Annotated in this window: 16 protein-coding genes; 8 read left to right on the forward strand and 8 right to left on the reverse strand. The window is 34.8% G+C overall.

Going from position 1 to position 22,964, the window contains the following annotated elements; all coding sequences use genetic code 11:
- Nucleotides 1-80: 80 nt before the first annotated feature.
- Nucleotides 81-1,544, reverse strand: coding sequence for a glutamate synthase subunit beta (locus CJ739_RS08890; RefSeq protein WP_117174457.1), 1,464 nt, complete (start codon nt 1,542-1,544; stop codon nt 81-83).
- Between the two features lie 4 nt (nt 1,545-1,548).
- Nucleotides 1,549-6,063, reverse strand: a complete 4,515-nt coding sequence (gltB, locus tag CJ739_RS08895) for a glutamate synthase large subunit (protein ID WP_236951641.1) — start codon at nt 6,061-6,063, stop codon at nt 1,549-1,551.
- Between the two features lie 467 nt (nt 6,064-6,530).
- Here gltB and CJ739_RS08900 point away from each other — a divergent pair, with 467 nt between their 5' ends.
- From CJ739_RS08900 to CJ739_RS20600, 5 genes are all read left to right on the forward strand, one after another.
- Nucleotides 6,531-7,538 (forward strand): outer membrane beta-barrel protein, encoded by a 1,008-nt coding sequence (locus tag CJ739_RS08900; RefSeq protein WP_117174459.1) that lies wholly within the window; start codon nt 6,531-6,533, stop codon nt 7,536-7,538.
- A gap of 115 nt (nt 7,539-7,653) precedes the next feature.
- Nucleotides 7,654-7,992 carry a P-II family nitrogen regulator gene (locus CJ739_RS08905; RefSeq protein WP_117174461.1) on the forward strand — a complete coding sequence of 113 codons (339 nt, stop codon included), beginning with the start codon at nt 7,654-7,656 and terminating at the stop codon, nt 7,990-7,992.
- 23 nt (nt 7,993-8,015) lie between these two features.
- The gene (locus CJ739_RS08910) at nt 8,016-9,248 is read left to right on the forward strand and encodes an ammonium transporter (RefSeq protein WP_117174463.1); all 1,233 of its coding nucleotides are present in this window, start codon (nt 8,016-8,018) and stop codon (nt 9,246-9,248) included.
- 324 nt (nt 9,249-9,572) lie between these two features.
- Nucleotides 9,573-9,911 carry a P-II family nitrogen regulator gene (locus CJ739_RS08915; protein WP_117174466.1) on the forward strand — a complete coding sequence of 113 codons (339 nt, stop codon included), beginning with the start codon at nt 9,573-9,575 and terminating at the stop codon, nt 9,909-9,911.
- Nucleotides 9,912-10,077: 166 nt separating this feature from the next.
- Complete coding sequence (locus tag CJ739_RS20600) at nt 10,078-11,442, forward strand: transposase (RefSeq protein WP_117172267.1); 1,365 nt, start codon at nt 10,078-10,080, stop codon at nt 11,440-11,442.
- A 346-nt stretch (nt 11,443-11,788) separates the two neighbouring features.
- Here CJ739_RS20600 and CJ739_RS08925 read toward each other — a convergent pair whose 3' ends face one another.
- Entirely contained in the window at nt 11,789-14,377 is a 2,589-nt protein-coding gene (locus CJ739_RS08925; RefSeq protein WP_117174468.1) for a phosphoenolpyruvate carboxylase, read from the reverse strand.
- Nucleotides 14,378-14,751: 374 nt separating this feature from the next.
- Between CJ739_RS08925 and CJ739_RS08930 the strand changes: the two genes are divergently transcribed.
- From CJ739_RS08930 to nadB, 3 genes are all read left to right on the forward strand, one after another.
- Complete coding sequence (locus CJ739_RS08930; RefSeq protein ID WP_117174470.1) at nt 14,752-16,581, forward strand: hypothetical protein; 1,830 nt, start codon at nt 14,752-14,754, stop codon at nt 16,579-16,581.
- A gap of 496 nt (nt 16,582-17,077) precedes the next feature.
- Nucleotides 17,078-18,004, forward strand: a complete 927-nt coding sequence (gene nadA, locus CJ739_RS08935; RefSeq protein ID WP_117174472.1) for a quinolinate synthase NadA — start codon at nt 17,078-17,080, stop codon at nt 18,002-18,004.
- Between the two features lies 1 nt (nt 18,005).
- The gene (gene nadB / locus CJ739_RS08940; RefSeq protein ID WP_162880179.1) at nt 18,006-19,565 is read left to right on the forward strand and encodes an L-aspartate oxidase; all 1,560 of its coding nucleotides are present in this window, start codon (nt 18,006-18,008) and stop codon (nt 19,563-19,565) included.
- Nucleotides 19,566-19,651: 86 nt separating this feature from the next.
- On the opposite strand, the gene CJ739_RS08945 is transcribed toward nadB, so the two are convergent.
- From CJ739_RS08945 to CJ739_RS08965, 5 genes are all read right to left on the reverse strand, one after another.
- The gene (locus CJ739_RS08945; protein WP_117174474.1) at nt 19,652-19,984 is read right to left on the reverse strand and encodes a single-stranded DNA-binding protein; all 333 of its coding nucleotides are present in this window, start codon (nt 19,982-19,984) and stop codon (nt 19,652-19,654) included.
- A 482-nt stretch (nt 19,985-20,466) separates the two neighbouring features.
- Nucleotides 20,467-20,913: a protein-export chaperone SecB gene (locus tag CJ739_RS08950; protein WP_117174476.1), complete on the reverse strand. Its 447-nt coding sequence runs from the start codon at nt 20,911-20,913 to the stop codon at nt 20,467-20,469.
- 9 nt (nt 20,914-20,922) lie between these two features.
- Nucleotides 20,923-21,432, reverse strand: a complete 510-nt coding sequence (locus tag CJ739_RS08955; protein ID WP_117174478.1) for a hypothetical protein — start codon at nt 21,430-21,432, stop codon at nt 20,923-20,925.
- On the reverse strand, nt 21,433-21,852 hold the full coding sequence (locus CJ739_RS08960) for a hypothetical protein (protein WP_162880180.1): 420 nt from the start codon (nt 21,850-21,852) through the stop codon (nt 21,433-21,435).
- 150 nt (nt 21,853-22,002) lie between these two features.
- Entirely contained in the window at nt 22,003-22,941 is a 939-nt protein-coding gene (locus tag CJ739_RS08965; RefSeq protein WP_117174482.1) for an IS1595 family transposase, read from the reverse strand.
- Nucleotides 22,942-22,964 lie beyond the last annotated feature (23 nt).

Below are 22,964 nucleotides of genomic sequence, written 5' to 3' on the forward strand. Positions count from 1 at the left end.
TTTTTAATTTTAAACGAAAATATTTACAGATATAACATATAACCCCCTTTATTATTCTCAATAAAGGGGGTTGGTATTTTTTATAAGGCTATTAAATCGCCAGCTTCGTTTTTAGTAGGTAAATCGGATTTACCCATTAAGTAAATGTCAACTTGACGCGCTGCTTCTCGACCTTCGGAAATTGCCCAAACAATTAATGATTGTCCTCTACGCATATCACCAGCGGTAAAGATGTTAGGGATATTGGTTTGGTATTTTCCGTATTCTGCTTTGTAGTTGGAACGAGCATCTTTTTCAATGCCTAATTGATCTGCAATAGTGCTTTCTGGACCTGTAAATCCAAGAGCAAGTAATGCTAAATCGCATGGCCATGTTTTTTCTGAACCTTCAATTTCTAGCAGTTGAGGACGCTCACCTGGAACCATTTTCCACTCAACATTTACAGTTTTTAAAGCGATTAATTTGCCATTGGCGTCTTTTATAAACTCTTTGGTATTTATTAACCAGTTACGTTCAACACCTTCCTCGTGCGATGACGATGTCTTTAACTGTAATGGCCAAAAAGGCCATGGAGTTGTAGGTGAACGGTGCCCTGGGGGTTTTGGCATGATTTCAAAATTCACTACCGATTTAGCCCCTTGACGGTTTGATGTTCCAACACAATCTGATCCTGTATCTCCACCACCAATTACTATGACATGCTTATCGGTTGCCAAAACTTGGTCTTTAACTTCTTTGCCAAATAATACTTTGGTTTGTTGGGTTAAGAAATCCATAGCTTGTACCACACCATCTGCATCAGATCCAGGTGTAGGTAAGCTTCTTCTTTCGGTAGCGCCACCACAAAGCACTACAGCATCAAAGTTCTTTAATTCTTCAACATCATAATTTACACCAACATTCACATTGGTTTTAAAAGTAATGCCTTCGGCTTCTAAAATGGCAATTCTACGGTCTATGATACCTTTTTCCATTTTAAAATTAGGAATGCCGTAGCGTAATAAACCACCAACTTCATCATCTCTTTCAAAAACAGTTACAGTATGTCCTGCTCTGTTTAATTGTTGTGCAGCTGCTAAACCAGCAGGACCAGAGCCTACTATAGCAGCGGTTTTGCCCGTTCTTGTTTTTGGCGGTTGTGGTTTTATCCAACCTTCTTTAAAAGCACGCTCTACGATTTGTTTTTCAATGTTTTCAATTGATACGGGATCTTCAATAATGCCTAACACACATGACTTTTCACAGGGTGCAGGACATAAACGTCCTGTAAACTCTGGGAAATTATTGGTTGCATGCAATAACCAAGAGGCTTTCTGCCATTCACCTTGATATACCATGTGGTTAAAATCCGGTATTAAATTACCAAGTGGGCAACCACTGTGGCAAAAAGGAATGCCGCAATCCATACAGCGTGATCCCTGTTTTGACATTTCCGTATCACTTAAAGGAATGGTAAATTCTTTATAATGTTTTAAACGCTCTTTTACGGGCGCATTGCTTTCATCTTGTCTTTCAAATTCTTTAAATCCTGTTACTTTTCCCATGACATTATGCTATTGTTAGTTCTTCTACCATTTGTTCTTCTGTCTCTAAACGTTTTAATGCACGTTTGTATTCGGTAGGCATCACTTTTACAAAGTTCTTTAAACTAGTTTCCCAGTTTGCTAATAATTTTTTACCTTGGTTACTGTTTGTGTGTCGAACATGGTTTTCAATTAATGCCTTTAAATTTTGGGCATCTTCATTTAAAACTTGTTCAAATTCTATGGATTGGGTATTACACAAACCGTTTGTGAATTTATCTTCGGGGTCGTAAACATACGCAATACCACCACTCATACCAGCAGCGAAGTTTCTACCTGTTTTACCAAGAACAACTACTTTTCCTCCAGTCATATACTCACAACCATGATCTCCAACACCTTCTACAACAGCAATGGCTCCAGAGTTCCTAACAGCAAAACGTTCACCGGCAATTCCGTTGATATATGCTTCACCTTGAATAGCTCCGAATAAACAAACATTACCAACAATGATGTTGTTTTCTGCAATGAAATCGGCTTTTACAGGTTTTTTAACTATTAATTTGGCACCAGATAATCCTTTGCCTAAGTAATCGTTGGTGTTTCCTTCAACTGTAAATGTTAAACCATTAGCACCAAAAGCTCCAAAACTTTGACCAGCTGATCCTGTAAAGTTTATATTAAGGGTGTCTTCCGGTAAGCCTAAATGACCATAGATTTTTGAAATTTCATTACTAACGATAGCTCCAACAGTACGATCGGTATTGTGAATTGGATATGCTAAAGTCATTTTTTCTTTTCTATATAAGGCTCTGTGAGAATCTTTTAATATTTTAAAATCAAGAACGCCATCTAAATTATGATCTTGTTTTTCGGTATTCTTAACAGTCATTAATTTATAAGCCTCTGGACGGTGTAAAATGGCCGATAAATCCAACCCTTTTGCTTTATAGTGGGTAATTGCTTTGTTGGCGTTAATTTTATGGGTTTGACCAACCATTTCAGCTAAGGTTCTAAACCCTAATTGTGCCATAATACCTCTTAATTCTTCAGCAATATAGTAGAAGAAATTAATAACGTGTTCTGGCGTGCCTTTAAAGTTTTTACGTAACTCTTTATCTTGGGTTGCAATACCAACTGGACAGGTGTTTAAGTGACACTTACGCATCATAATACAACCTGAAGCAACAAGAGGAGCTGTAGCAAAACCAAATTCTTCTGCCCCTAATAAAGCAGCGATGGCAACATCTCTACCGGTTTTTAATTGACCATCACATTCCACAACAATTCTACTTCTTAAGTTATTTAAAACTAAAGTCTGTTGCGCTTCGGCTAGACCAAGTTCCCAAGGTAAACCGGCATGTTTTAATGATGTTAACGGAGAAGCTCCTGTACCACCATCATAACCAGCAATAAGTACCACATCGGCTTTTGCTTTTGCAACACCAGCAGCAATGGTACCCACACCAACTTCTGAAACTAATTTAACATTGATTCTAGCTTCACGATTGGCATTTTTTAAGTCGAAAATTAATTGTGCTAAATCTTCAATAGAGTAAATATCGTGATGCGGTGGCGGTGAAATCAATCCAACAAAAGGTGTTGAATTTCGCGCCGCAGCAATCCATGGTAATACTTTTTCGCCAGGTAATTGCCCACCTTCACCAGGTTTTGCCCCCTGAGCCATTTTAATTTGAATTTCCTTCGCATTGGTTAAGTAATGGGATGTGACACCAAAACGACCCGATGCTACTTGCTTAATAGCCGAGTTACGACTATCACCATTTAAATCTGGATGGAAACGTTTTCTATCTTCACCACCTTCACCAGAATTGGATTTACCACCGATACGGTTCATGGCAATGGCTAGGTTTTCGTGTGCTTCTCTAGAGATAGACCCGTAAGACATAGCACCTGTTTTGAAACGTTTTACGATTTCGGTCCAAGGTTCTACTTCGTCTAATGGAATGGGGTCAAGCTTATCAAATTCGAACAAACCACGAATGGTCATTAAATTTTCAGACTGTTCGTTTATGGCTTTGGCGTACACATCGTAACTTGCTTGGTCGCTTAACCTAACCGCCTGTTGTAATTTAGCTATGGTGGTTGGATTAAACATGTGACGTTCACCATTACGTCTCCATCTGTAATCGCCACCAATATTTAATCCTAAACGTTTGTCTATTAAATTATCTGGATAGGCATATTTGTATCGTTCGTTAATTTCCTTTTCAATTTCATATAGACCTATACCTTCAATTCTTGAAGCTGTATAAGGGAAATATTTTTCAACAAATGCAGAATTGAAACCAACTATTTCGAAAATTTGGGAACCTCTGTACGAATGTAGTGTAGAGATTCCAATTTTATTCATAATTTTCAAGATGCCGGAGCCAATAGCTTTATTGAAGTTATTAACCGCTTTTTCTTCATCCATACCGGTAATGAAACCTTCTTTTACTTGCGAACGGATAATTTCGTTTACCATATAAGGATTGATCGCACTTGCTCCATAACCAAATAAGGTAGCAAAATGATGCGGTTCGCGAGGTTCTGCCGATTCGATAATGATATCGAAATAAGAACGCTTGCGTAAACGGTTCATTTGATGGTTTACATAAGAACAAGCCAACAACGCAGGAATTGGTGCAAAATCTTTATTAACACCTCTATCAGATAATATGATGATGTTTACACCTTTATCAATGGCTTTGGAAACTTGAGTAATCATGTTTTCTAAAGCATCCTCTAAACCATTAAGTCCTTGAGATTTCGGATATAAAATATGGATAGTTTCTGCTCTAAAACTTTCAATTTGTATGGTTCTGATTTTTTCTAAATCGGCGTTGGAAATGACAGGGTTTTGGATTCTTAGTTTTCTGCACTGTCTTTCTGTAATGCTGAAAATGTTTCTATCTTTTCCAAGATTTAAACTAATATCGGTTACAATTTCTTCGCGAATACCATCTAAAGGTGGATTGGTAACTTGTGCGAACAATTGTTTGAAATAATTTGAAATTAGTTGAGGTCTATCCGATAATACAGCTAAAGGTGTATCGGTACCCATAGAGCCTAAAGCTTCTTTACCGGCAACAGCCATAGGTGTGATAACTTCCTGAATATCCTCAAACGTATAATTAAATAAACGTTGTCTTGTTTTAATATCGATGGTTTCTATCGGACAGGTTTCGTTGGTGTAAGGCACATCCTTTAAATGTAAACGTGTCTGGTCTAACCATTTTTTATAAGGTCTTTCAGTAACAATTTTACTTTTAATTTCTTCATCTTCAATGATGCGTCCTTCATTCATGTCTACCAAGAACATTTTTCCTGGTTCCAATCTACCGTGTCTTTCTACATCTTCAGGAGCAATATCTACTACCCCAATTTCAGATGCCATGATTAATTTGCCGCTTTTGGTTATGGTATATCTAGAAGGTCTTAGTCCATTTCTATCTAGTAAAGCACCAATATAATCACCATCAGTAAAAGGTACAGAAGCAGGACCATCCCAAGCTTCCATAATGCACGCATTGTATTCGTAAAATGCTTTGCGCTCTTCAGACATGGTTTTGTGTTTTTCCCAAGCTTCCGGAATCATCATCATCATAATTTCTGGAAGCGACCTATCGGTATGTGTTAACAATTCAACCACCATATCCATAGAGGCAGAATCCGATTTGCCTGGTAATATAATGGGGAATAATTTTTCTATTTGAGGTCCGAAAACGTCACTTTTCATAATTTCTTCGCGAACACGCATTCTGCTTACGTTACCACGAAGGGTGTTAATCTCTCCATTTTGACACATAAAACGGAACGGTTGTGCCAGTTCCCAAGTAGGCATGGTATTGGTAGAGAAACGTTGGTGTACCAACGCTAAACGGGTTACCAAATCTTTTTGTTGTAAATCGGTATAATATGGCCCAATATCCTCCGGCATAATAATACCTTTATAAATAAGGGTTGTAGTAGATAAGCTTGGCACATAAAAATACCCACTTTCAGAGATTTTAGACTCTCTAATAGTATGCTCTGTAATTTTACGGGCAGCATATAATTTAGCTTTAAAAACAGCTTCGGTGATAGCTTCTGTTTTTCCAATAAAAACTTGTTCAATATTAGGCTCTGAAGCTAGTGCAATTTCTCCTAAATTAGAAGAATCCACAGGCACTTGTCGCCATCCTAATATAGAAAGTCCTTGTTCTTTTATTTCTTTTTCAAAAGTGTTTTTACAAAATTGATATTGGTTAGGTACTTTAGGTAAAAATACCATACCTACGGCGTACTCCCTTTGTTCAGGGATATCAAAACTACACACGCGTTTAAAATAATCGTGAGGAATATCAATTAACAAACCGGCGCCATCACCAGTTTTCCCATCCGCACTTACACCACCACGGTGCTCTAACTTTACTAGAATTTCTAACGCATCATGGATAATTTGATTTGTCTTCTCTCCTTTAAGATTACAAATAAAACCTGCACCACAGTTTTCGTGTTCAAATTCAGGTAAATACATTCCTTGTTTCTTCAGCATAATCAACAAATATTGGTTTAAAAACTTGAGTTGAAATGCTAAGATATGACCTTGTTTTTGAATAACAATAGAGAGGAATTCATTATTTCGATTTTAGAAGTGAAGTTTGGCTAAAAATAATTATATGTTAATAATAAAGTGATTTTTTATTAAATATTCAACACCTAAATTATTCTAGAATAAATTAAGGATTACTGAAATTATGATAATAATTATTCACATTAATGAAAATAAAATCACTAAAAATTAGAAAATACTGACGATAATTCAATTAAACTGTTTAGTAAAAAATCAAAAAATCAAAAAAAAATACAAAACACCCTTTAAAAAGTAGGGTAAAAAATGAAATATTCATAAAAATACGTAGAACACCCCTCATTTTTATGGGGGTTAAGTTTTTTTAATTTAGTTTTACGACATTCTTAAGGAACAAACCAAAATTAATAAACTTAAAAACTCAAAACATTATGAAAAAATTAATTACCCTTTCAATGCTTTTTATGGGAACGGCGTTATTTGCACAAGAAGAGGCACCTGCGAAAAAAGTATCAATTAGTGGAACAGTTGATGCGTATTATAAAACTAATTTAACATCTACGGATGTAGGTTCGCAATCCTTCGGAACTTCTTTTGCGGATGAAACTGGTTTTGCTTTAGGTATGGCAAACATCATAGCTTCTTATGAAGGCGAAAAAACAGGAGCTGTTGCTGACCTAGCTTTTGGACCTAGAGCTTTACAGGCTGCGGGTACTGATGCGGGTATTTTTGTTAATCAATTATATGCATACTGGAATGTGTCAGAGAGCACTAAATTAACTTTAGGTAGATTTAACACATACTTAGGGTATGAAGTTATTTCTCCTGCAGCAAATTTTAACTACAGTACTTCTTATTTATTTTCAAATGGTCCGTTTTCGCATGTTGGTTTGAAAGCAGATTTTTCTCTCTCTGAAGATTTTAGCTTAATGCTTGCTGTAATGAACGTTACAGATGAAAACTTTAACGGAACTAGTAGTTCAGTGCCTGGAGCATATTCTTTAGGGGCTCAATTGGGATATTCAGGTCAGTTTTTAAATCTATACTATGACAATAAAGCAAAATTAGGATTTGAAATCGATTATACAGGTGGTTTTGATTTAACTGATTCTTTCTTCTTAGGTATTAATGCTGCTTATGCTGATAATGAAGGAGAAGGTTTTATGGGTGCTGCTTTATATCCTCAATTCGCAATGTCTGATAGCTTTTCATTAGGGTTAAGAGGTGAATATTTTGATTGGATGAGTGATGTAGATGCTGCAACAGATGATCAAGATGTTCTTGCATTAACATTAACAGGAAGCTACACTATTGAGAATTTAATTATCAAGCCAGAGCTTAGACTGGATTCAAACAGTCAAGAAGTGTATTTTGATAACGACTTAGCCGCTACAAAAAGCTTAGCAGCATTTACATTAGCAGCTATATACTCTTTCTAAAAAAAGTATAAAAAATCAACCAATATAAAAGGAAAATAAAGCAATTGCTCGATAAACCTAAATTGCTTTATTTTTCTTTAACTAACCTTTAAAACTTATAAACAATAATGACATTATGAAAAAAATTGAAGCAATTATTAGAAAATCCAAATATCGTGTCGTAAAGGAAGCTTTGCACGAAATTGGCGTAAATTTTTTCTCGTACTGGGATGTTACGGGTATAGGGAATGAGAAAGAAGGGCATGTGTACCGTGGTGTAACCTATAGTACAAGCGATATTCAACGCAGATATTTGTCTATTGTAGTCAATGATGATTTTGAAGAAGCTACAATACAAGCAATTCTTCGTTCTGCAGGAACAGGTGAAGTTGGAGATGGTAAAATCTTTGTGTCTGATATCAAAGAATGTTACAGAATAAGAACTGGAGAAAAAGGTGGAGACACTTTAAAATAATAATCATCTAATAAAACAATATTATGGAATTACTTACAACAAATAATGTATGGATGATGATCTGTACAGCACTTGTATTTTTTATGCACCTTGGTTTTTCATTTTTAGAAATTGGATTAACGAGACAAAAAAACACAATAAACATTTTATTTAAAAATATTTTTATCATTACCATAGGATTGCTGCTTTACTGCCTTGTAGGATTCAATCTTATGTACCCAGGAGAGTTTAACGGATTTTTAGGGTTTTCAGGTTTTGGATTAAGTTCACCATTAACAGCTGAAGGCGCTTTGGATTTAACATATAACGAAGGTTATACGTATTGGACAGATTTCTTGTTCCAAGGTATGTTTGCCGCTACTGCAGCTACCATCGTTTCTGGTGCAGTTGCAGAGCGTATTAAAATTGTACCATTCATGATCTTTACAGTAATATATGTTGGCTTAGTTTACCCAATTGCTGGATCTTGGAAATGGGGAGGTGGATTTTTACAAACATTAGAAACACCATTTTACGATTTTGCAGGTTCTACCTTAGTGCACTCTGTAGGAGGATGGGCAGCCGTTGTTGCTGTTTGTTTATTAGGCCCACGTATTGGTAAGATTAAAGAAGGAAAGCCTCAAGCAATTCCTGGTCATAATTTACCATTGGCGACTGGTGGTGTTTTAATTTTATGGTTAGGATGGTTCGGATTTAATGGTGGTTCTGTACTTTCTGCAGACCCAGGATTAACATCATTAACGCTTGTAACAACTTGTTTAGCAGCTGCGGCTGGTGGTGTTGTAGCGATGTTAGTATCTACAGCTATGTACAAAAACTTAGATTTAACCATGTTCTTAAATGGTATCTTAGGTGGCTTAGTAGGTATTACTGCTGGTGCAGACCAAATGAGCCCTACCGATGCTATTTTAATTGGTTCTATAGCAGGAGCTTTAATTGTTTTTGCTGTGGCGTTTATTGACAGATTAAAATTAGATGATCCTGTTGGTGCTATTGCTGTTCACTTAGTATGTGGTATTTGGGGAACATTGGCAGTAGGTATTTTTGGAAACTTGGCCGGTTTAGACCAATTTGTTAGCCAATTAATAGGTGTGGGGTCTTATGCTGTATTCTGTTTAGCAACGGCATTCATCATTATTTTTGCACTTAAGAAAACCGTAGGAATCCGCGTTTCTGAAAAAGAAGAATTAGAAGGGTTGGATGCACACGAACATGGTATGGATGCTTATCCAGACTTTAGATTGAATGAGCATTAATCTATAGGTTTTAAATATAAACTGAAAAAGAGAGGTTTTGTCATGTGGCAAAGCCTCTTTTTTTTAGAACTCGCCTCGACTTTTTTAATTGAAGCGAAGAAATATCCTTTGCGTATGTTGGATCGTTCACCAAAATAACCTACGGGAGTATTTTATACGCTCCGTCCTGTTCCAGATTTTAGCTTTCTCTGGCTATGAACCTCAAGATGCCTTCGTCTGACGAAAAAATACACGATAGAATATTCTAAAAACAAAATTTGGACAGTCTCTAAAGATATTGTCAATATTTCCTTAAATTTGAAATAAACACTAAATGGAGTTATTATGAAGAAAATTGAAGCAATTATTAGGAAATCGAAATATAGCGTAGTAAAAGAAGCTTTGCATGAAGTTGGCGTAAATTTTTTCTCGTACTGGGATGTTACGGGTATTGGAAACGAAAAAGAAGGGCATGTGTACCGTGGGGTAACCTATAGTACAAGTGATATTCAACGTAGGTATTTGTCTATTGTGGTCAATGATGATTTTGAAGAAGTGACTATACAAGTAATTCTTCGTTCTGCAGGTACAGGTGAAGTTGGAGATGGTAAAATCTTTGTATCCGATGTTAAGGAATGCTACAGAATAAGAACTGGAGAAAAAGGTGGGGATACATTAAGATAACTCTATAGAACTACTAATAAAGAAATAAACGTAGTTCTATTTATTAATAGGCATATTCATAATAATATAAACTATTGTTTTTCAATAAAATAGGTATTATATTAGAAGGAACAAACCCCGAAATTGCTCCAAACGGGCCAAAAACGGGGTTTTCTTTTAAAGTGTGATGCCAAAAATAATACGTTTAAGCGAATTTCAATACGAAATTCCAATTTTCGCCATCAATAAAGATTTTGATGGATTTTATGCCCAATTTCTAAAAACCGATTTGGGCAAAATTTACCTTTCCACGCCTTTTTCCGAGCTTGGTCAATCTTTCAAATTGAAAGATTCTAAAAAAGGAACCCATTGCTATTTTAGTCCCAAAGGGAAAATTGCCCTGATGATGCTCAAAAACTATTATGGATGCTCGGACAAGAAACTGATCGAGCTTTTGAATGGAAATATTTTCATGCAGTTTTTTTGCGATATTCTAATTCCCATCGATAAACCGCTGACCAACTTTAAGATCGTGAGCCAAATCAGGATGGAGCTTTCCAAGGGTTTAAATATTAGAAGATCCCAAGAAGTACTTGCCAAGAACTGGATTCCTTATATGAAGGACCTGGACAAAATGTTTACCGATGCGACCTGTTACGAGAGCGAAGTGCGTTTTCCAACCAATCAGAAATTGCTTTGGGAATGCGTTCAGTGGAACTACAGACAAATGGAATCCTTATGCCGCACTTTGAAAATCAAATTGCCCAGGACCAAATATCTGGATTGGTGCAGACGCTATAACGAGTATTCGAAAAAACGAAAGAAACAATCCAAATACCGCACAAAAGTAACCCGAGGGTTACTGAAATTACTGTACAAACTTAACGGTGCACTGGGTCAGATAGAAAATCAATATCCATTTGAATCCACCGCTAAATACAAGCGACAACGATCCATTATTGCCAAAGTTTACCGGCAACAGGCACAAATATTTAAAACAGGAAAAAGTGTTCCCGATAGAATCGTAAGCATCAGCAAAAGTTACATTCGTCCAATTGTGCGGGGCAAAGAAACCAAACAGGTAGAATTTGGAGCAAAAGTGAACAAAGTTCAAATAGACGGAATCAATTTTATTGAGCATATCCAGTACCGTGCCTTCAATGAAGGGACCCGTTTGCAGAGCAGTGTATCTTGCGCCCAAAACCTGACCAAGACTAAAATAAAAATACTGGGGGCAGATGCTATTTATGCTACCAATAAAAACCGAACATTTACCTCAAGTCGCAAAATCCAGACCGATTTTATCAGAAAAGGAAAGGCTGGTAAAAACGAAGAACAGCGTAAAATTTTGGCCAGAGAAATCAAAAAAGAACGTTCCACACGTCTTGAAGGAAGCTTTGGTAAAGAAAAAGAACATTACAACCTGAAAAAGATCAAGGCCAAAACCCAAAAGAGCGAGATTCTCTGGATTTTCTTCGGAATCCATACAGCCAATGCTCTTGAAATTGGAAGAAGAATTTACAGCTCTCGATTTAAAAACTTAGCTGCTTAAAAAAACGAAAGCTAACTTCGATGGGATACTTGTGTCCTGTTGGAAACAAAAACGCATTCTTTTCTATAAAATTATCCTTAAAAAACTCCAAATAACAAAAATGACCGATTTTGAAAATCAAAATCGGTCATTTTTTATGTTAGTTTTACTCAAAAGTACTCTTACTTCTGAATGTGCCTTAATAGTTAACACTCCAAAATATAAAAGGCTGTCTTGAATTCTCAAGGCAGCCTTTTTATTGTAGAACTCGTTTAAACTTTCTTCAATTGGACAAAAAATGACTAATTTTCACTTCCATCAAAAAAGTTTAAATGAGTTCATATTAAAAACGTAGTGCTTTTAAATGTTATGCTGAATTTCTACTAGCATTAATATTTCCAAAAAGAGAGCGTGTCACAATCTTCTCAAAAATCTTAATTTGCTCGGTATCTTTTACGTCTTCTTTTTCCAGTTCCTGAATCTTTTTAAGTGCATACTGCTGTATGGTAAGCAACGGTAAAACAATAGATTCCCTAACTTCAATAGAAGCCTTTCCAGAAGGTTCGTTTTCCATTAATTGTTTGTAACCCGTAAGTTTTAACAATAATGTTTTTGTTGTAATATATTCGCTGTAAATAATATTCCAAAAATCGCCAAATTCTTCATCTTTAGACATGTATTTTGTTAAGTCGAAAAATGATTTTGTTAAACTCATCATGCTGTTTTCCAGTAAAGTTTTAAAGAATTTAGAATTTTTATATAGAGCTTCTACTTTGTTAAATTCACCTTTTTCTTCATATTTTTTCAATGCTGTTCCAACGCCAAAAAAACCGGGAACATTTTGTTTTAATTGGCTCCAAGACCCCACAAAAGGAATGGCTCTTAAATCAGAGAAAACTAATTTATCTGAAGAACCTCTTTTTGACGGTCTGCTTCCAATATTGGTTTTAGCATAATATTTTAAAGTACTCATGCGTTCCAAGTACGGAATGAACATGGGATGGCTTTTAAAATCTTTATAAGCTTGGTAGCTTGTTTCGGCTAAATCGTCCATGACCATTCTATCTTCATCAGATAGTTCATGTTTTTCTTTTCCTAAGCGGTTAAACATGCCCGAACTTATAAGCTGTTCTAAATTGTATTGAGACGAATCTAAAGTTCCAAAATTAGAACTTATGGTTTGTCCTTGAACGGTAAGCTGTACCTCTTTATCTTCAATTTTAGGCCCTAAAGATGCATAAAACTGGTGTGTTTTTCCACCACCTCTTGCCGGAGGACCTCCACGTCCATCAAAAAATATAGCAGTAATACCATATTTTCTAGACATTTCGGTAAGCATTTCTTTTGCGGTATAAATACCCCAGTTAGCCATTAAATACCCGCCATCTTTTGTGCCATCAGAAAAACCTAGCATAATAGTTTGCTTGTTGCCACGGCTTTTTAAATGTGTCATGTATGCTGGATTTGTATATAATTGCTCCATGACGGCAGGGGCATTTTCTAAGTCGGTAATGGTTTCGAAAAGCGGTACCACATCTACGGTTAAGTCATCTTTAAATGCCACTATTTTAAGCATGGCAAAAAGCTGCATCATATTTAAAGCCGTTTGGTTGTTGCTAATAATGTATCTATTAGCGCCGCGCTCGCCATTACTTTCCTGTATATCTTTAATAGCCTCGATGGTTTTTAAAGTGTTGTAAACCATTTCATCATCAAACACATTGATATCAACACTGATATCTGTAACTTCCGATAAAATTTTAATTTGTTCAGCTTCAGATAAATCGTGGTAGTTTTTTGGGAATGATGTGTTCCCATTGCTAATTAAATGGTCAATTACTGTTGTAAAAACATCATGGTGGATTCTGCTATCTTGTCTAATATCCAGGGTTGCAAAATTATATCCGAATAAATGGATGCGGTTAATTAAGCTATTTATTTCATTAACGTAAAGCGATTGGAATTCTTCAACAATAACGTTTCTAATACTTAATAATTCTTTAAGAAACGCTTTTGAAGTAATAGCTTCAGGGTAGTCTAAGTTGATGCTAAAATTGTAGAAAATAGTTTCTAAGCGTATAATGCGTTCCTCTACACCTCTAAAAGTAAGTTTGCGTCTTAAGTTTTTTAAGTCGGCATAATATTTTTTTAAGATAGCTTGTTTAAGCTTTTTTGCTACGCGAAGGGTGGTGTCTGGTTTTACAAACGGGTTTCCATCGCGGTCACCACCTGGCCAAAAACCAATATTGATTATTTCGTTGTGTTTTTTACCGTCATCGTAAATATTCTGTTGGATGTAATTATAAATTTCTCCAAAAGATTGATAAAAAACATTTTCTAAATACCATATTAAGCTTTTTGCTTCGTCATAGGGTGTTGGCTTTTCGTGTTTAAAGAAAGGCGTTTTTCCTAATTGAGCAAATAGGTTGTTAATTTCAGATAGGTTATTTTTTTTAATGGCCTCTGTTAAATCCGTAATAATACCAAGTACAGAGCCCGGATAAAATTGTGTTGGATGTGCAGTTAAAACAATGCGTACTTTAAACTCTTCGAGATAATTTTGTAAAGCTTCCAAATTGTTGTTGGAAACGGCCGATTCTTTAAGGTTTCTTAAAGTGCCAATACCTTCCATGTTGTTTACAATAGGGAAAGCGGCATCTTCAACAGCATCAAATAAAACCACTTGGCGTTCTATATATTGTATAAACCTAAAAAGTAGATTTATTTGGCTTTCCTTAGAACGTCTTCCTTGGTATTTTTTAAAGAACGTATCAACGATGGTGGTTGGGTCGTCTCCATTTTTAAATCCTTTTTGGCAGGTTTCATGAAACAAAGGCAGTAACGCCCCTGTTTTTGTAATAGCATCAAAAGGTAAGGTCATAAATATACTATTGTATATTTGGTATTTAGACAGTACGTGTTGTTTGAATCGTGTTAATTTCGGTTCTACAGACATAAGGTAGTTCAGTTCTATTGAAAATTAACCATAAAAGTAAGGAAGCTTTAATTAACGAACATAGAAAATTCAAAATTTTATCAATTTTTGTTATTTACTGAATTCTGATTGAGAATAATTAAAAAAATGTTCACTTAATCTGAATCTTTATAACCTTAATTTCTTTGCAATACTTTAAAGAAGCAACGTAAAGGGTGCCTTTTTTTAAACAGCTCCATTTAGAAGTATGACAATTGTCATGTTTTGTTTTGTTATTTAGTTGGTACTTCGCATCTTTTAAGTCATTCATAAATTTGTTCAAAACAAAAGGAAATTACAATTACCATTTTTGAATAATATGAATACTTTGAAAGTATTTTATAAACACGAAACAAATGAATAAAACCCATACATTCCACATTCCTGTCATGGGAATTGGATTTACAATAGACGCACCGTTAAAAGTTGCTCAATACGGAATAGACTCTGTAATCTCATTGGTCGATGATATTTTGATTGAGAAATTGAGAAAAATGTATAGCGAAAAATTTGAAATTCCCTATACCGAAATAACTGATAAAATAGATGATTTTAGAGCAAAACGAATTACATCCTATTTGAATATGATGAGCGATTTGGTCGATAAAAAATTTGAAGCTTTAAAAATGGGTGCTACCGAAAAAGGGGAAGAGCTAAAAGCTTATATAAATATGCTACCATCAAGCTCTAAGGTTAAGCAAGAGTTTAATAAGCTAACAGAAAAAGGATTTAATATTTCAGAAATTAAACAATGGGCTTCACAAAACCTAACCAAAGGGAGTATTGATGTCAATATTATGACGAAAGTCGATAAAGACAACTATATAAAAAACGAAAAGTTGCCAATTGAGTATAACGATGCCCATGCCGCTTTACGAGGTTTTGCCAATAGTAAACTAAAATCTTCGGTGGTATTGTCGGCAGGAATGAACCCCAGATTGTATGCATACATGAGCCAGTTCGATGATTTTTATCCAACAGAAGACGGTACTTTTAAAAAGAAAATTATCTTAAAAGTGAGTGATTACAGATCGGCGTTAATTCAGGGTAAATTTTTAGCAAAAAAAGGACTATGGGTATCAGAATACAGAATAGAGTCTGGACTTAACTGTGGCGGGCATGCTTTTGCTACTGATGGCTATTTATTAGGACCTGTTTTGGCAGAATTTAAAGAAAAAAGAGAAGAGTTAAGAGCATCTGTAGAAGCTATTGTAAATCAAGAATTACTTAATCAAGGGCGAGCCATTTCAAAAACACCTTTAAGCATCAGGGTTTCGGCTCAAGGCGGTGTCGGTACACACGAAGAGCATGAATTTTTGCTTAACCAATATCAATTAGATGCTGTGGGTTGGGGAACGCCCTTTTTATTAGTGCCAGAAGCAACAACGGTTGATGAAAAAACCATGAATCAATTGATGCTTGCTAAAGAAGAAGACTTGTATTTAAGTGACATTTCACCCTTAGGCGTACCATTTAATAACCTCAGATCGAATACCAAAGATTTAGAAAAAGAAGCGCTGATCAGTAAGGGCAGACCAGGAAGTTCGTGTCCTAAAAAATTTGTAGCCTTAAATAAAGAATTCAAAGAAACAGGGATTTGTACAGCATCTAGGGAATATCAACATCTAAAAATAAAAGAATTAGATAAAGCCGGTTTGCCTTTAAACGAATATCAAAAGGAATTTAATAAAATAACCGAAAAATCGTGTACCTGTGTAGGTCTAGGCACTTCGGCATTGTTGGCTTATAATTTAGATACGAAGGTTGAAGGCGAAGGCGTTTCTATTTGTCCAGGACCTAACATGGCGTATTACTCAAGAGTCATGAGTTTAAAGAATATGACTGACCATATTTATGGACGAGACAACATGATTTCTAGAACCGATCGCCCGAACTTGTTTGTTAAAGAGCTCACTATTTATATTGATTATTTAAAAAATAAATTAGAGGAAGTAAAAACAGTAATGACCAATAAAGAAGAAAAATACTTGCTGACCTTTACCCATAATTTAGGCGAGGGTGTTGCTTATTATAAAACCTTGTTTAATGAGTTAAAAAGTACGTTTCAAGATATAAAAGACGAAGTGTTAGATGCGTTAGCCAACGGTGAAAAATCATTAAGTTTAATAGCTTTAGAAATCCAAGATTTATCAATTCAAAACCAGAAAACACAAGTAGCTGTCTAGTGTTAAGTTAAGCATAATTTAGCCAGCCCAAGTCTTGTTCTTTTTCCCTTTTATTTCGTTAAAAAAAACGTACCGTAGCTACAGCTATGCTAAGTTTTTTAGCCTTATAAAAGAAAAAAATAATGGCGACTTAACCGACATATTACACTTAACCCAACACTAGTATTCGTATTTAATTTGAATAATTCCCCTAAGAAACAGTTTAAGTTTTGTTTATTGATGCTTTTAGATAAAATTTAAACAGTTTCTAAGGCTCTGCCTCAAGGATAGTCAGTTTCAATTAATTTTTTATTTGAAGGAGTTTTTGTTTTAGTAAATAAATATGCCTTTGATTAAAAAGAATTTAAAAATTTAATAAAAAGATAAAGACCCATTTAATTCTCACTCATTTTTTCTATTAATCTCAGTTCAATAAGATTATAATTAAGATATTTGTATAATAATTGAACAGCATAAGAAGATTTTCTTGTGTAGCATGTTGAAGATTAAGAGAATCATGGACTTAGTAAAAGAAATAAAGCGTCTAAAAGAAGAGAAAAATGCGGTTATATTGGCGCATTATTATCAAGTTGCAGAAATACAGGATATTGCCGATTATGTTGGTGATAGTTTGCAGTTGTCACAAAAAGCAGCTGAAACCGATGCTGATATTATTGTATTTGCAGGGGTTCATTTTATGGCAGAAACTGCTAAAATATTGAACCCAACCAAAATGGTGGTGTTGCCCGATTTAAAAGCGGGTTGTTCATTGGCAGATTCTTGTCCGCCGGAAGCTTTTGAAAAATTCACGAAAGCCCATCCCAACCATGTGGTTATTACCTATGTGAATTGTTCCGCCGAAATTAAAGCATTAAGCGATATTGTTTGTACATCGTCTAACGCTGTAAAAATTGTAGAATCCATCCCAAAAGAAACGCCTATTATTTTTGCTCCGGATAAAAACTTAGGGCGTTATGTTAGTAAACAAACGGGCAGGGATTTATTACTTTGGGACGGAAGTTGCATTGTACATGAAGCGTTTTCAATAGATAAATTAATTGAGCTTCATAAAAAATACCCAGATTATAAAATTATTGCGCATCCAGAATCTGAGGAACATATTTTAAATACGGCTACCTACATTGGTTCTACTTCAGGGATGATAAATTTTGTGAAGGCGCATCCTGAAGAAAAATTTATTGTGGCTACCGAAGCGGGTATTTTACATAAAATGCAATTAGAAATGCCTGATACCGAATTAATTCCTGCGCCAGCAGTTGAAGACAATACCTGCGCTTGTAGCGAATGCCATTTTATGAAAATGAACACGCTACAAAAACTATACGATTGTCTGTTAAATGAAAGCCCTCAAATAGAAGTACCGGAACACATTAGAGAACGTGCTTTATTGCCAATAGAACGTATGTTAGAGCTTTCTAAATAACATGATTAATACAGACTATTTAGTAATTGGATCTGGCATTGCAGGTTTAACTTTTTCAGTTAAAATAGCCGAAAAATTTCCAAACAGAACCGTTGTTATTGTAACCAAGGCCAACGAAGACGAATCGAACACCAAGTATGCACAAGGTGGTGTTGCCGTTGTTTTGGACAAAGAAAAGGATTCCTTTAAGAAGCATATTGAAGATACCCTAATTGCAGGTGATGGTTTGTGCAATAAAGAAGTGGTTAAAATGGTTGTTGAAGAAGGCCCCAAACGTTTAGAAGAACTTTTGCTTTGGGGAGCTAATTTTGATGTAGATGCTGGAGGTGAATTCAATTTAGGAAAAGAAGGCGGCCATTCAGAATATCGTGTTGTACATCATAAAGACATTACGGGTTACGAAATAGAACGCGCCTTACTTAAACGTGCCCATCAATTACCCAACATCACTATTTTACCTCATCATTTCGCCATCGATTTGGTTACAAACCACCATATTGTCAACGATACATCCGAAAAAGTATCCTGTTACGGTGCTTATGTTTTCGATCAAAAAACCGATAATATCTTCACTATAAAAGCAAATAGTACCCTTTTAGCTTCTGGTGGTATTGGTTGTGTTTATGGTCATACTACAAACCCCATTATTGCTACGGGTGATGGTATCGCTATGGCTTATAGGGCAAAGGCTAAAATTAAGGATATGGAGTTTGTGCAATTTCACCCAACGGCTTTGTACGAAGCAAAGGGCGAATCGTCATTCTTAATTTCTGAGGCCGTTAGAGGTTTTGGTGCGTATTTACGAAACAAATCGGGACATCGATTTATGCTGGATTACCACGAACAAGCCGAATTGGCATCGCGCGATATTGTTTCGCAAAGTATCGATAGTGAATTGAAAAAATCAGGTGAAACACATGTGTATTTAGATTGCACCCATTTAGATATGGATGCTTTTAAAAATCACTTTCCCAATATTTATAACAAATGCTTAGAGCATCACATACAAATTGAAACCGATTGGATACCTGTTGTTCCGGCATCTCATTATTTATGTGGCGGCATTAAAGTGAATAAAAAAGGAAAAACAAGTATTTCCAATTTATTTGCCTGTGGTGAATGCTCCAGAACAGGATTGCATGGAGCCAACAGACTTGCTTCCAATTCGTTATTGGAAGCCTTGGTGTACGCGCATAATATTTTTAAATACCATAGTGAAAATGACTATGAAGTAGCCGATGTCATAATTCCGGATTGGAATGATGAGGGTACAACAATCCCGAAAGAGCATATTTTAGTACAGCATAATTTGAAACAAATGCAGGCTTTAATGCGAGATTATGTGGGTATTGTAAGAAGTAATAAACGTTTAAAACAAGCGATAAAGCATTTAGATTTAATTCATAATGAGGTTGAAGAACTGTATAAAGAATCTAAAATATCAACCTCGCTTTGTGAGTTGCGTAACATGGTGAATGTTTCTCATTTAATTGTAGAACAATCTTTAAAAAGAACCGAAAACAAAGGCGGTTATTTCAATATTGATAATGTAGACAAGTAGAAAGACAACTACTGGACTTTCCCAAACAAAAAGAGGCTGCCTTAATTTTAGGCAGCCTCAAGAACATGAATTTAAAGAACAATGGTTTATTTTCCTAACATCAATAATTCATTGCATACCACTTCGGTAACATAGCGTTTGTTGCCATCTTTATCATCATAACTACGTGATGTTAATTTGCCTTCAATAGCAACTTCTTTTCCTTTAGTTACATATTTTTCAATTATTTGGGCTGTTTTTCCCCAAGCAACAATGTTGTGCCATTGTGTGTCCGTGATTTTTTCACCTTTCGTATTGGTGTAGCTTTCGTTTGTTGCAATAGCAAATTTTGCTAGTGTTTTTCCAGATTCTAAATTGATGATTTCTGGATCGTTTCCTAAGTTGCCAATCAACTGTACTTTGTTTCTAAGTGTGCTCATAATTTTAATTTTTAATTGTTAAACAGTTAATACTATCGAGTTCTGATGTTTCGACATGGCAAAGATGTTATTGTTGGAAAAATATAATCGGTTAGTAAACATTTGTGTTCGTTTGTAAATGTTTGTAGTCGTTTAAATCGCTTTAAATGATTGGTAACAGAGCATCTATATACAAAAAGGGACAAACGAATATGTTAATTTAATAAAGCAAGAAAAACGCTTTTTTTTGGGAAGCCAGACCTTTAATCCACGATTAGCACCTACTTATTCAGAATGCCAGAGCGTGAGCATCTTGCCGAATAAATCAGACCAAAGGTAATTCAATCAAATAACGTGTCGCACTAGTTAATGTTATCTCTTGGAGCTTAACTCTAACTTACGGTCAATACCGATGCTATTTTTTGTCCTTTGGCTTCTTTACGGAAGCTTTTAGAACATCGTCCAAAGTGCCTTTGATAATCAAGGGCTTTTCTTTAGGTTTTTTATTGTCTTTTGGATTTTTGTCCTTGTTCATTTATACTTACGGTTTGAGTTTTAAGTAAATCGCCCATTTTAGTAAAATTAAGCAATCCTAACATTAAAACACCCGTGTTCGCTTGTAATGTTAGATTACTTATAAAAGCTCGGATATATGGAAAAACAATAGCAATTGAGTTGCTATAGAAATAATCTGGAATATCTTTAATATCTAGACCTTTTGAAAATTCATATATAGCAAAACTATTAATTCTAACGACAGGATTATTGTTGCCTTCTTCAAAACCTGTAAATTCAATATTTAATTGAAATACCCCTAATTCTTTATTATATTCTCCGCTAGGATTAAAGTCTATTTTTAATTCAGATTCTTTCTTCTTTGAAGATTCATAAGAAAAACTGGGTACTTTAAATGTCTTAAAGCTAAAAGACGCTTTTTTTACTTCTGCCATACGACAAAATTAAACAAAAAAAAGCTCCAATTTATGTTTGGAGCTTTTTTTATTTTTCTTTGACCACCAAGGTTTAGGAGGTGGTATTTTAATTTCAATTTCATTTTCAATTTCTTCTATATCTATAAAATCTAAGCTTTCAAATGAATAACACTTTGCTCCAACTATTTGAGTTGTATTCATATCTTCAAAGAAAATTTCATCTAAGAAAGGCGTATTGAATGCAACTTCAAATTCTCTTATATCAATGGCTTTTAATATTAAAATAGGTTTTTCTATTTCTATTAATTCATTGTCAGATATAAAAATAATTTCTTCGGTTGGAAATAATTCTTCAAATTCATCTTCTAAAGATAGCTGAGAAGCCACATAAAATGTGTCAGTTTCAAAAAATTCTTTAGGTCTTACATCTATTATATGTGTGTTTAGATATTTTTTATATTCATATTTTATATCTAAAAATTCACAATTAGCGTGCAATTCTTTGAGTTTTTTGATTAAATAATCTATCGAAGTCATTTATATTTTTTTATTAATCAAGTTTATTATTTCGTGGCTTAGCCTTAAAGCTTCTGTGCTTTTGGGTTCATTTATCTGGTCGTTGTGATAATCTGACATAACCCTAAATAATTTTAATTTCTTAATCTTGTCTCTAACGTTTTTAGTGTATATCAAATCGGATTTTTTGCTAATTTCTTTGATTATTAAATCTATTGGGTATTTATTGGAATAAAGTGTAGGTACACCATCTTGCTTAGAATTTGCAATATCATTATCCATTATTTCATAAGTAATGCCTATTGAATTAAGCTTTGACATAATATGTTGAAAACACCCATAATATGAACAATGTACGCTTGGCGCATAATATTGATGCTCATTTATTAATTCTTTTGCGGCTTCCAAATTGAATACCGATTTAGATTTTATATAGTCCAATAAATGATATTTTCTTATTAGAAGTTTACAAATATATCTAAAAGAAACAATATCCATACATAAAATGCCGTAAAAACGGACGAGATATTGTATCAATTTATCACTTATTACGTAATATACGATAAAATATAGGAAATTGATGTTAAATTATCAAGATTTTAACGTTAGTCTTTTATAACTCAAAGAACTTTCACTATCCAATAAAAATTTCTCAAACCTTTGTTGGTTTGTCAAAGAACGTGTGTTGAAACGTGCGCTGTATTCATCTAAATAACGCTCTAAATGTTTGTCGCTTACTTGGTGGTAGATACCGTAAAGACCACGTTTAAGAACGCTCCAAAAGTTTTCGATTGTGTTCGTGTGAACATTGCCCTCTACATAGATATTGATTCCATGTTGAACGTTATCATGTGTATAGAACTTTTTTAAGTGGTTATATACTGGTGCTTCATCCGAATAGATTGTAGAGCCTTGCTGAACGTGTTTGGAAATGAATGAACCTATGTTGTTTAAATCGGCACTTGGAACGTGTTTAAGAACCACTTGCCCGTTACGCTCTATGATACCTACTACCATTTTTTTAGGCACATACGGTTTACCCTCGTTAGTCAAAGTATTATCTATAACCGAGCGTTTTTTACCGTGATGCTTAAATTTGTTCTTTCCACCGATATAGGTTTCATCAACTTCTACCATATTATCGTTACCCAATAATTTAGGCTCTTTAACTTTCAGCATTTCTCTTATACGGTGCAATACAAACCAAGCGGTTTTTTGTGTAATTCCTAAGTCCGATGCTAATTGAACAGAACTAATTCCCTTTTTATGGTTGGTAGCCAAGAATATAGCAGCGAACCATATTCTTAAAGATATTTTAGAGTTTTCAAAGATAGTACCAACCTTAACGGTAAACTTTTTGTAACATTCGTTGTTTGCACATTTATAGCCCCTTGTGGTTTTGTAAACTCTCTCACTACCACAATGAGGGCAAACAGGATAACCATTCCAACGAACCAATTCATAATATTCTATGCAAGTCGCTTCTTCTTTGAAGTGGTCTAAAAGCTGTGGTAGTGATTTAAAATTCATGGTTTCTAATTTTATATATACAA

It is taken from the genome of Mariniflexile sp. TRM1-10 (genome assembly GCF_003425985.1).
Lineage (GTDB): Bacteria > Bacteroidota > Bacteroidia > Flavobacteriales > Flavobacteriaceae > Mariniflexile.

Bases quoted from the DNA above. Each gene is read 5' to 3' on its own strand.
- CJ739_RS08910 (WP_117174463.1), top strand. From the start codon at position 8,016: ATGGAATTACTTACAACAAATAATGTATGGATGATGATCTGTACAGCA.
- CJ739_RS08890 (WP_117174457.1), bottom strand. From the start codon at position 1,544: ATGGGAAAAGTAACAGGATTTAAAGAATTTGAAAGACAAGATGAAAGC.
- CJ739_RS08925 (WP_117174468.1), bottom strand. From the start codon at position 14,377: ATGTCTGTAGAACCGAAATTAACACGATTCAAACAACACGTACTGTCT.
- nadA (WP_117174472.1), top strand. From the start codon at position 17,078: ATGGACTTAGTAAAAGAAATAAAGCGTCTAAAAGAAGAGAAAAATGCG.
- CJ739_RS08945 (WP_117174474.1), bottom strand. From the start codon at position 19,984: ATGAGCACACTTAGAAACAAAGTACAGTTGATTGGCAACTTAGGAAAC.
- CJ739_RS20600 (WP_117172267.1), top strand. From the start codon at position 10,078: ATGCCAAAAATAATACGTTTAAGCGAATTTCAATACGAAATTCCAATT.
- CJ739_RS08950 (WP_117174476.1), bottom strand. From the start codon at position 20,913: ATGGCAGAAGTAAAAAAAGCGTCTTTTAGCTTTAAGACATTTAAAGTA.
- CJ739_RS08965 (WP_117174482.1), bottom strand. From the start codon at position 22,941: ATGAATTTTAAATCACTACCACAGCTTTTAGACCACTTCAAAGAAGAA.
- CJ739_RS08930 (WP_117174470.1), top strand. From the start codon at position 14,752: ATGAATAAAACCCATACATTCCACATTCCTGTCATGGGAATTGGATTT.
- CJ739_RS08955 (WP_117174478.1), bottom strand. From the start codon at position 21,432: ATGACTTCGATAGATTATTTAATCAAAAAACTCAAAGAATTGCACGCT.
- CJ739_RS08915 (WP_117174466.1), top strand. From the start codon at position 9,573: ATGAAGAAAATTGAAGCAATTATTAGGAAATCGAAATATAGCGTAGTA.
- nadB (WP_162880179.1), top strand. From the start codon at position 18,006: ATGATTAATACAGACTATTTAGTAATTGGATCTGGCATTGCAGGTTTA.
- CJ739_RS08900 (WP_117174459.1), top strand. From the start codon at position 6,531: ATGAAAAAATTAATTACCCTTTCAATGCTTTTTATGGGAACGGCGTTA.
- CJ739_RS08905 (WP_117174461.1), top strand. From the start codon at position 7,654: ATGAAAAAAATTGAAGCAATTATTAGAAAATCCAAATATCGTGTCGTA.
- gltB (WP_236951641.1), bottom strand. From the start codon at position 6,063: ATGCTGAAGAAACAAGGAATGTATTTACCTGAATTTGAACACGAAAAC.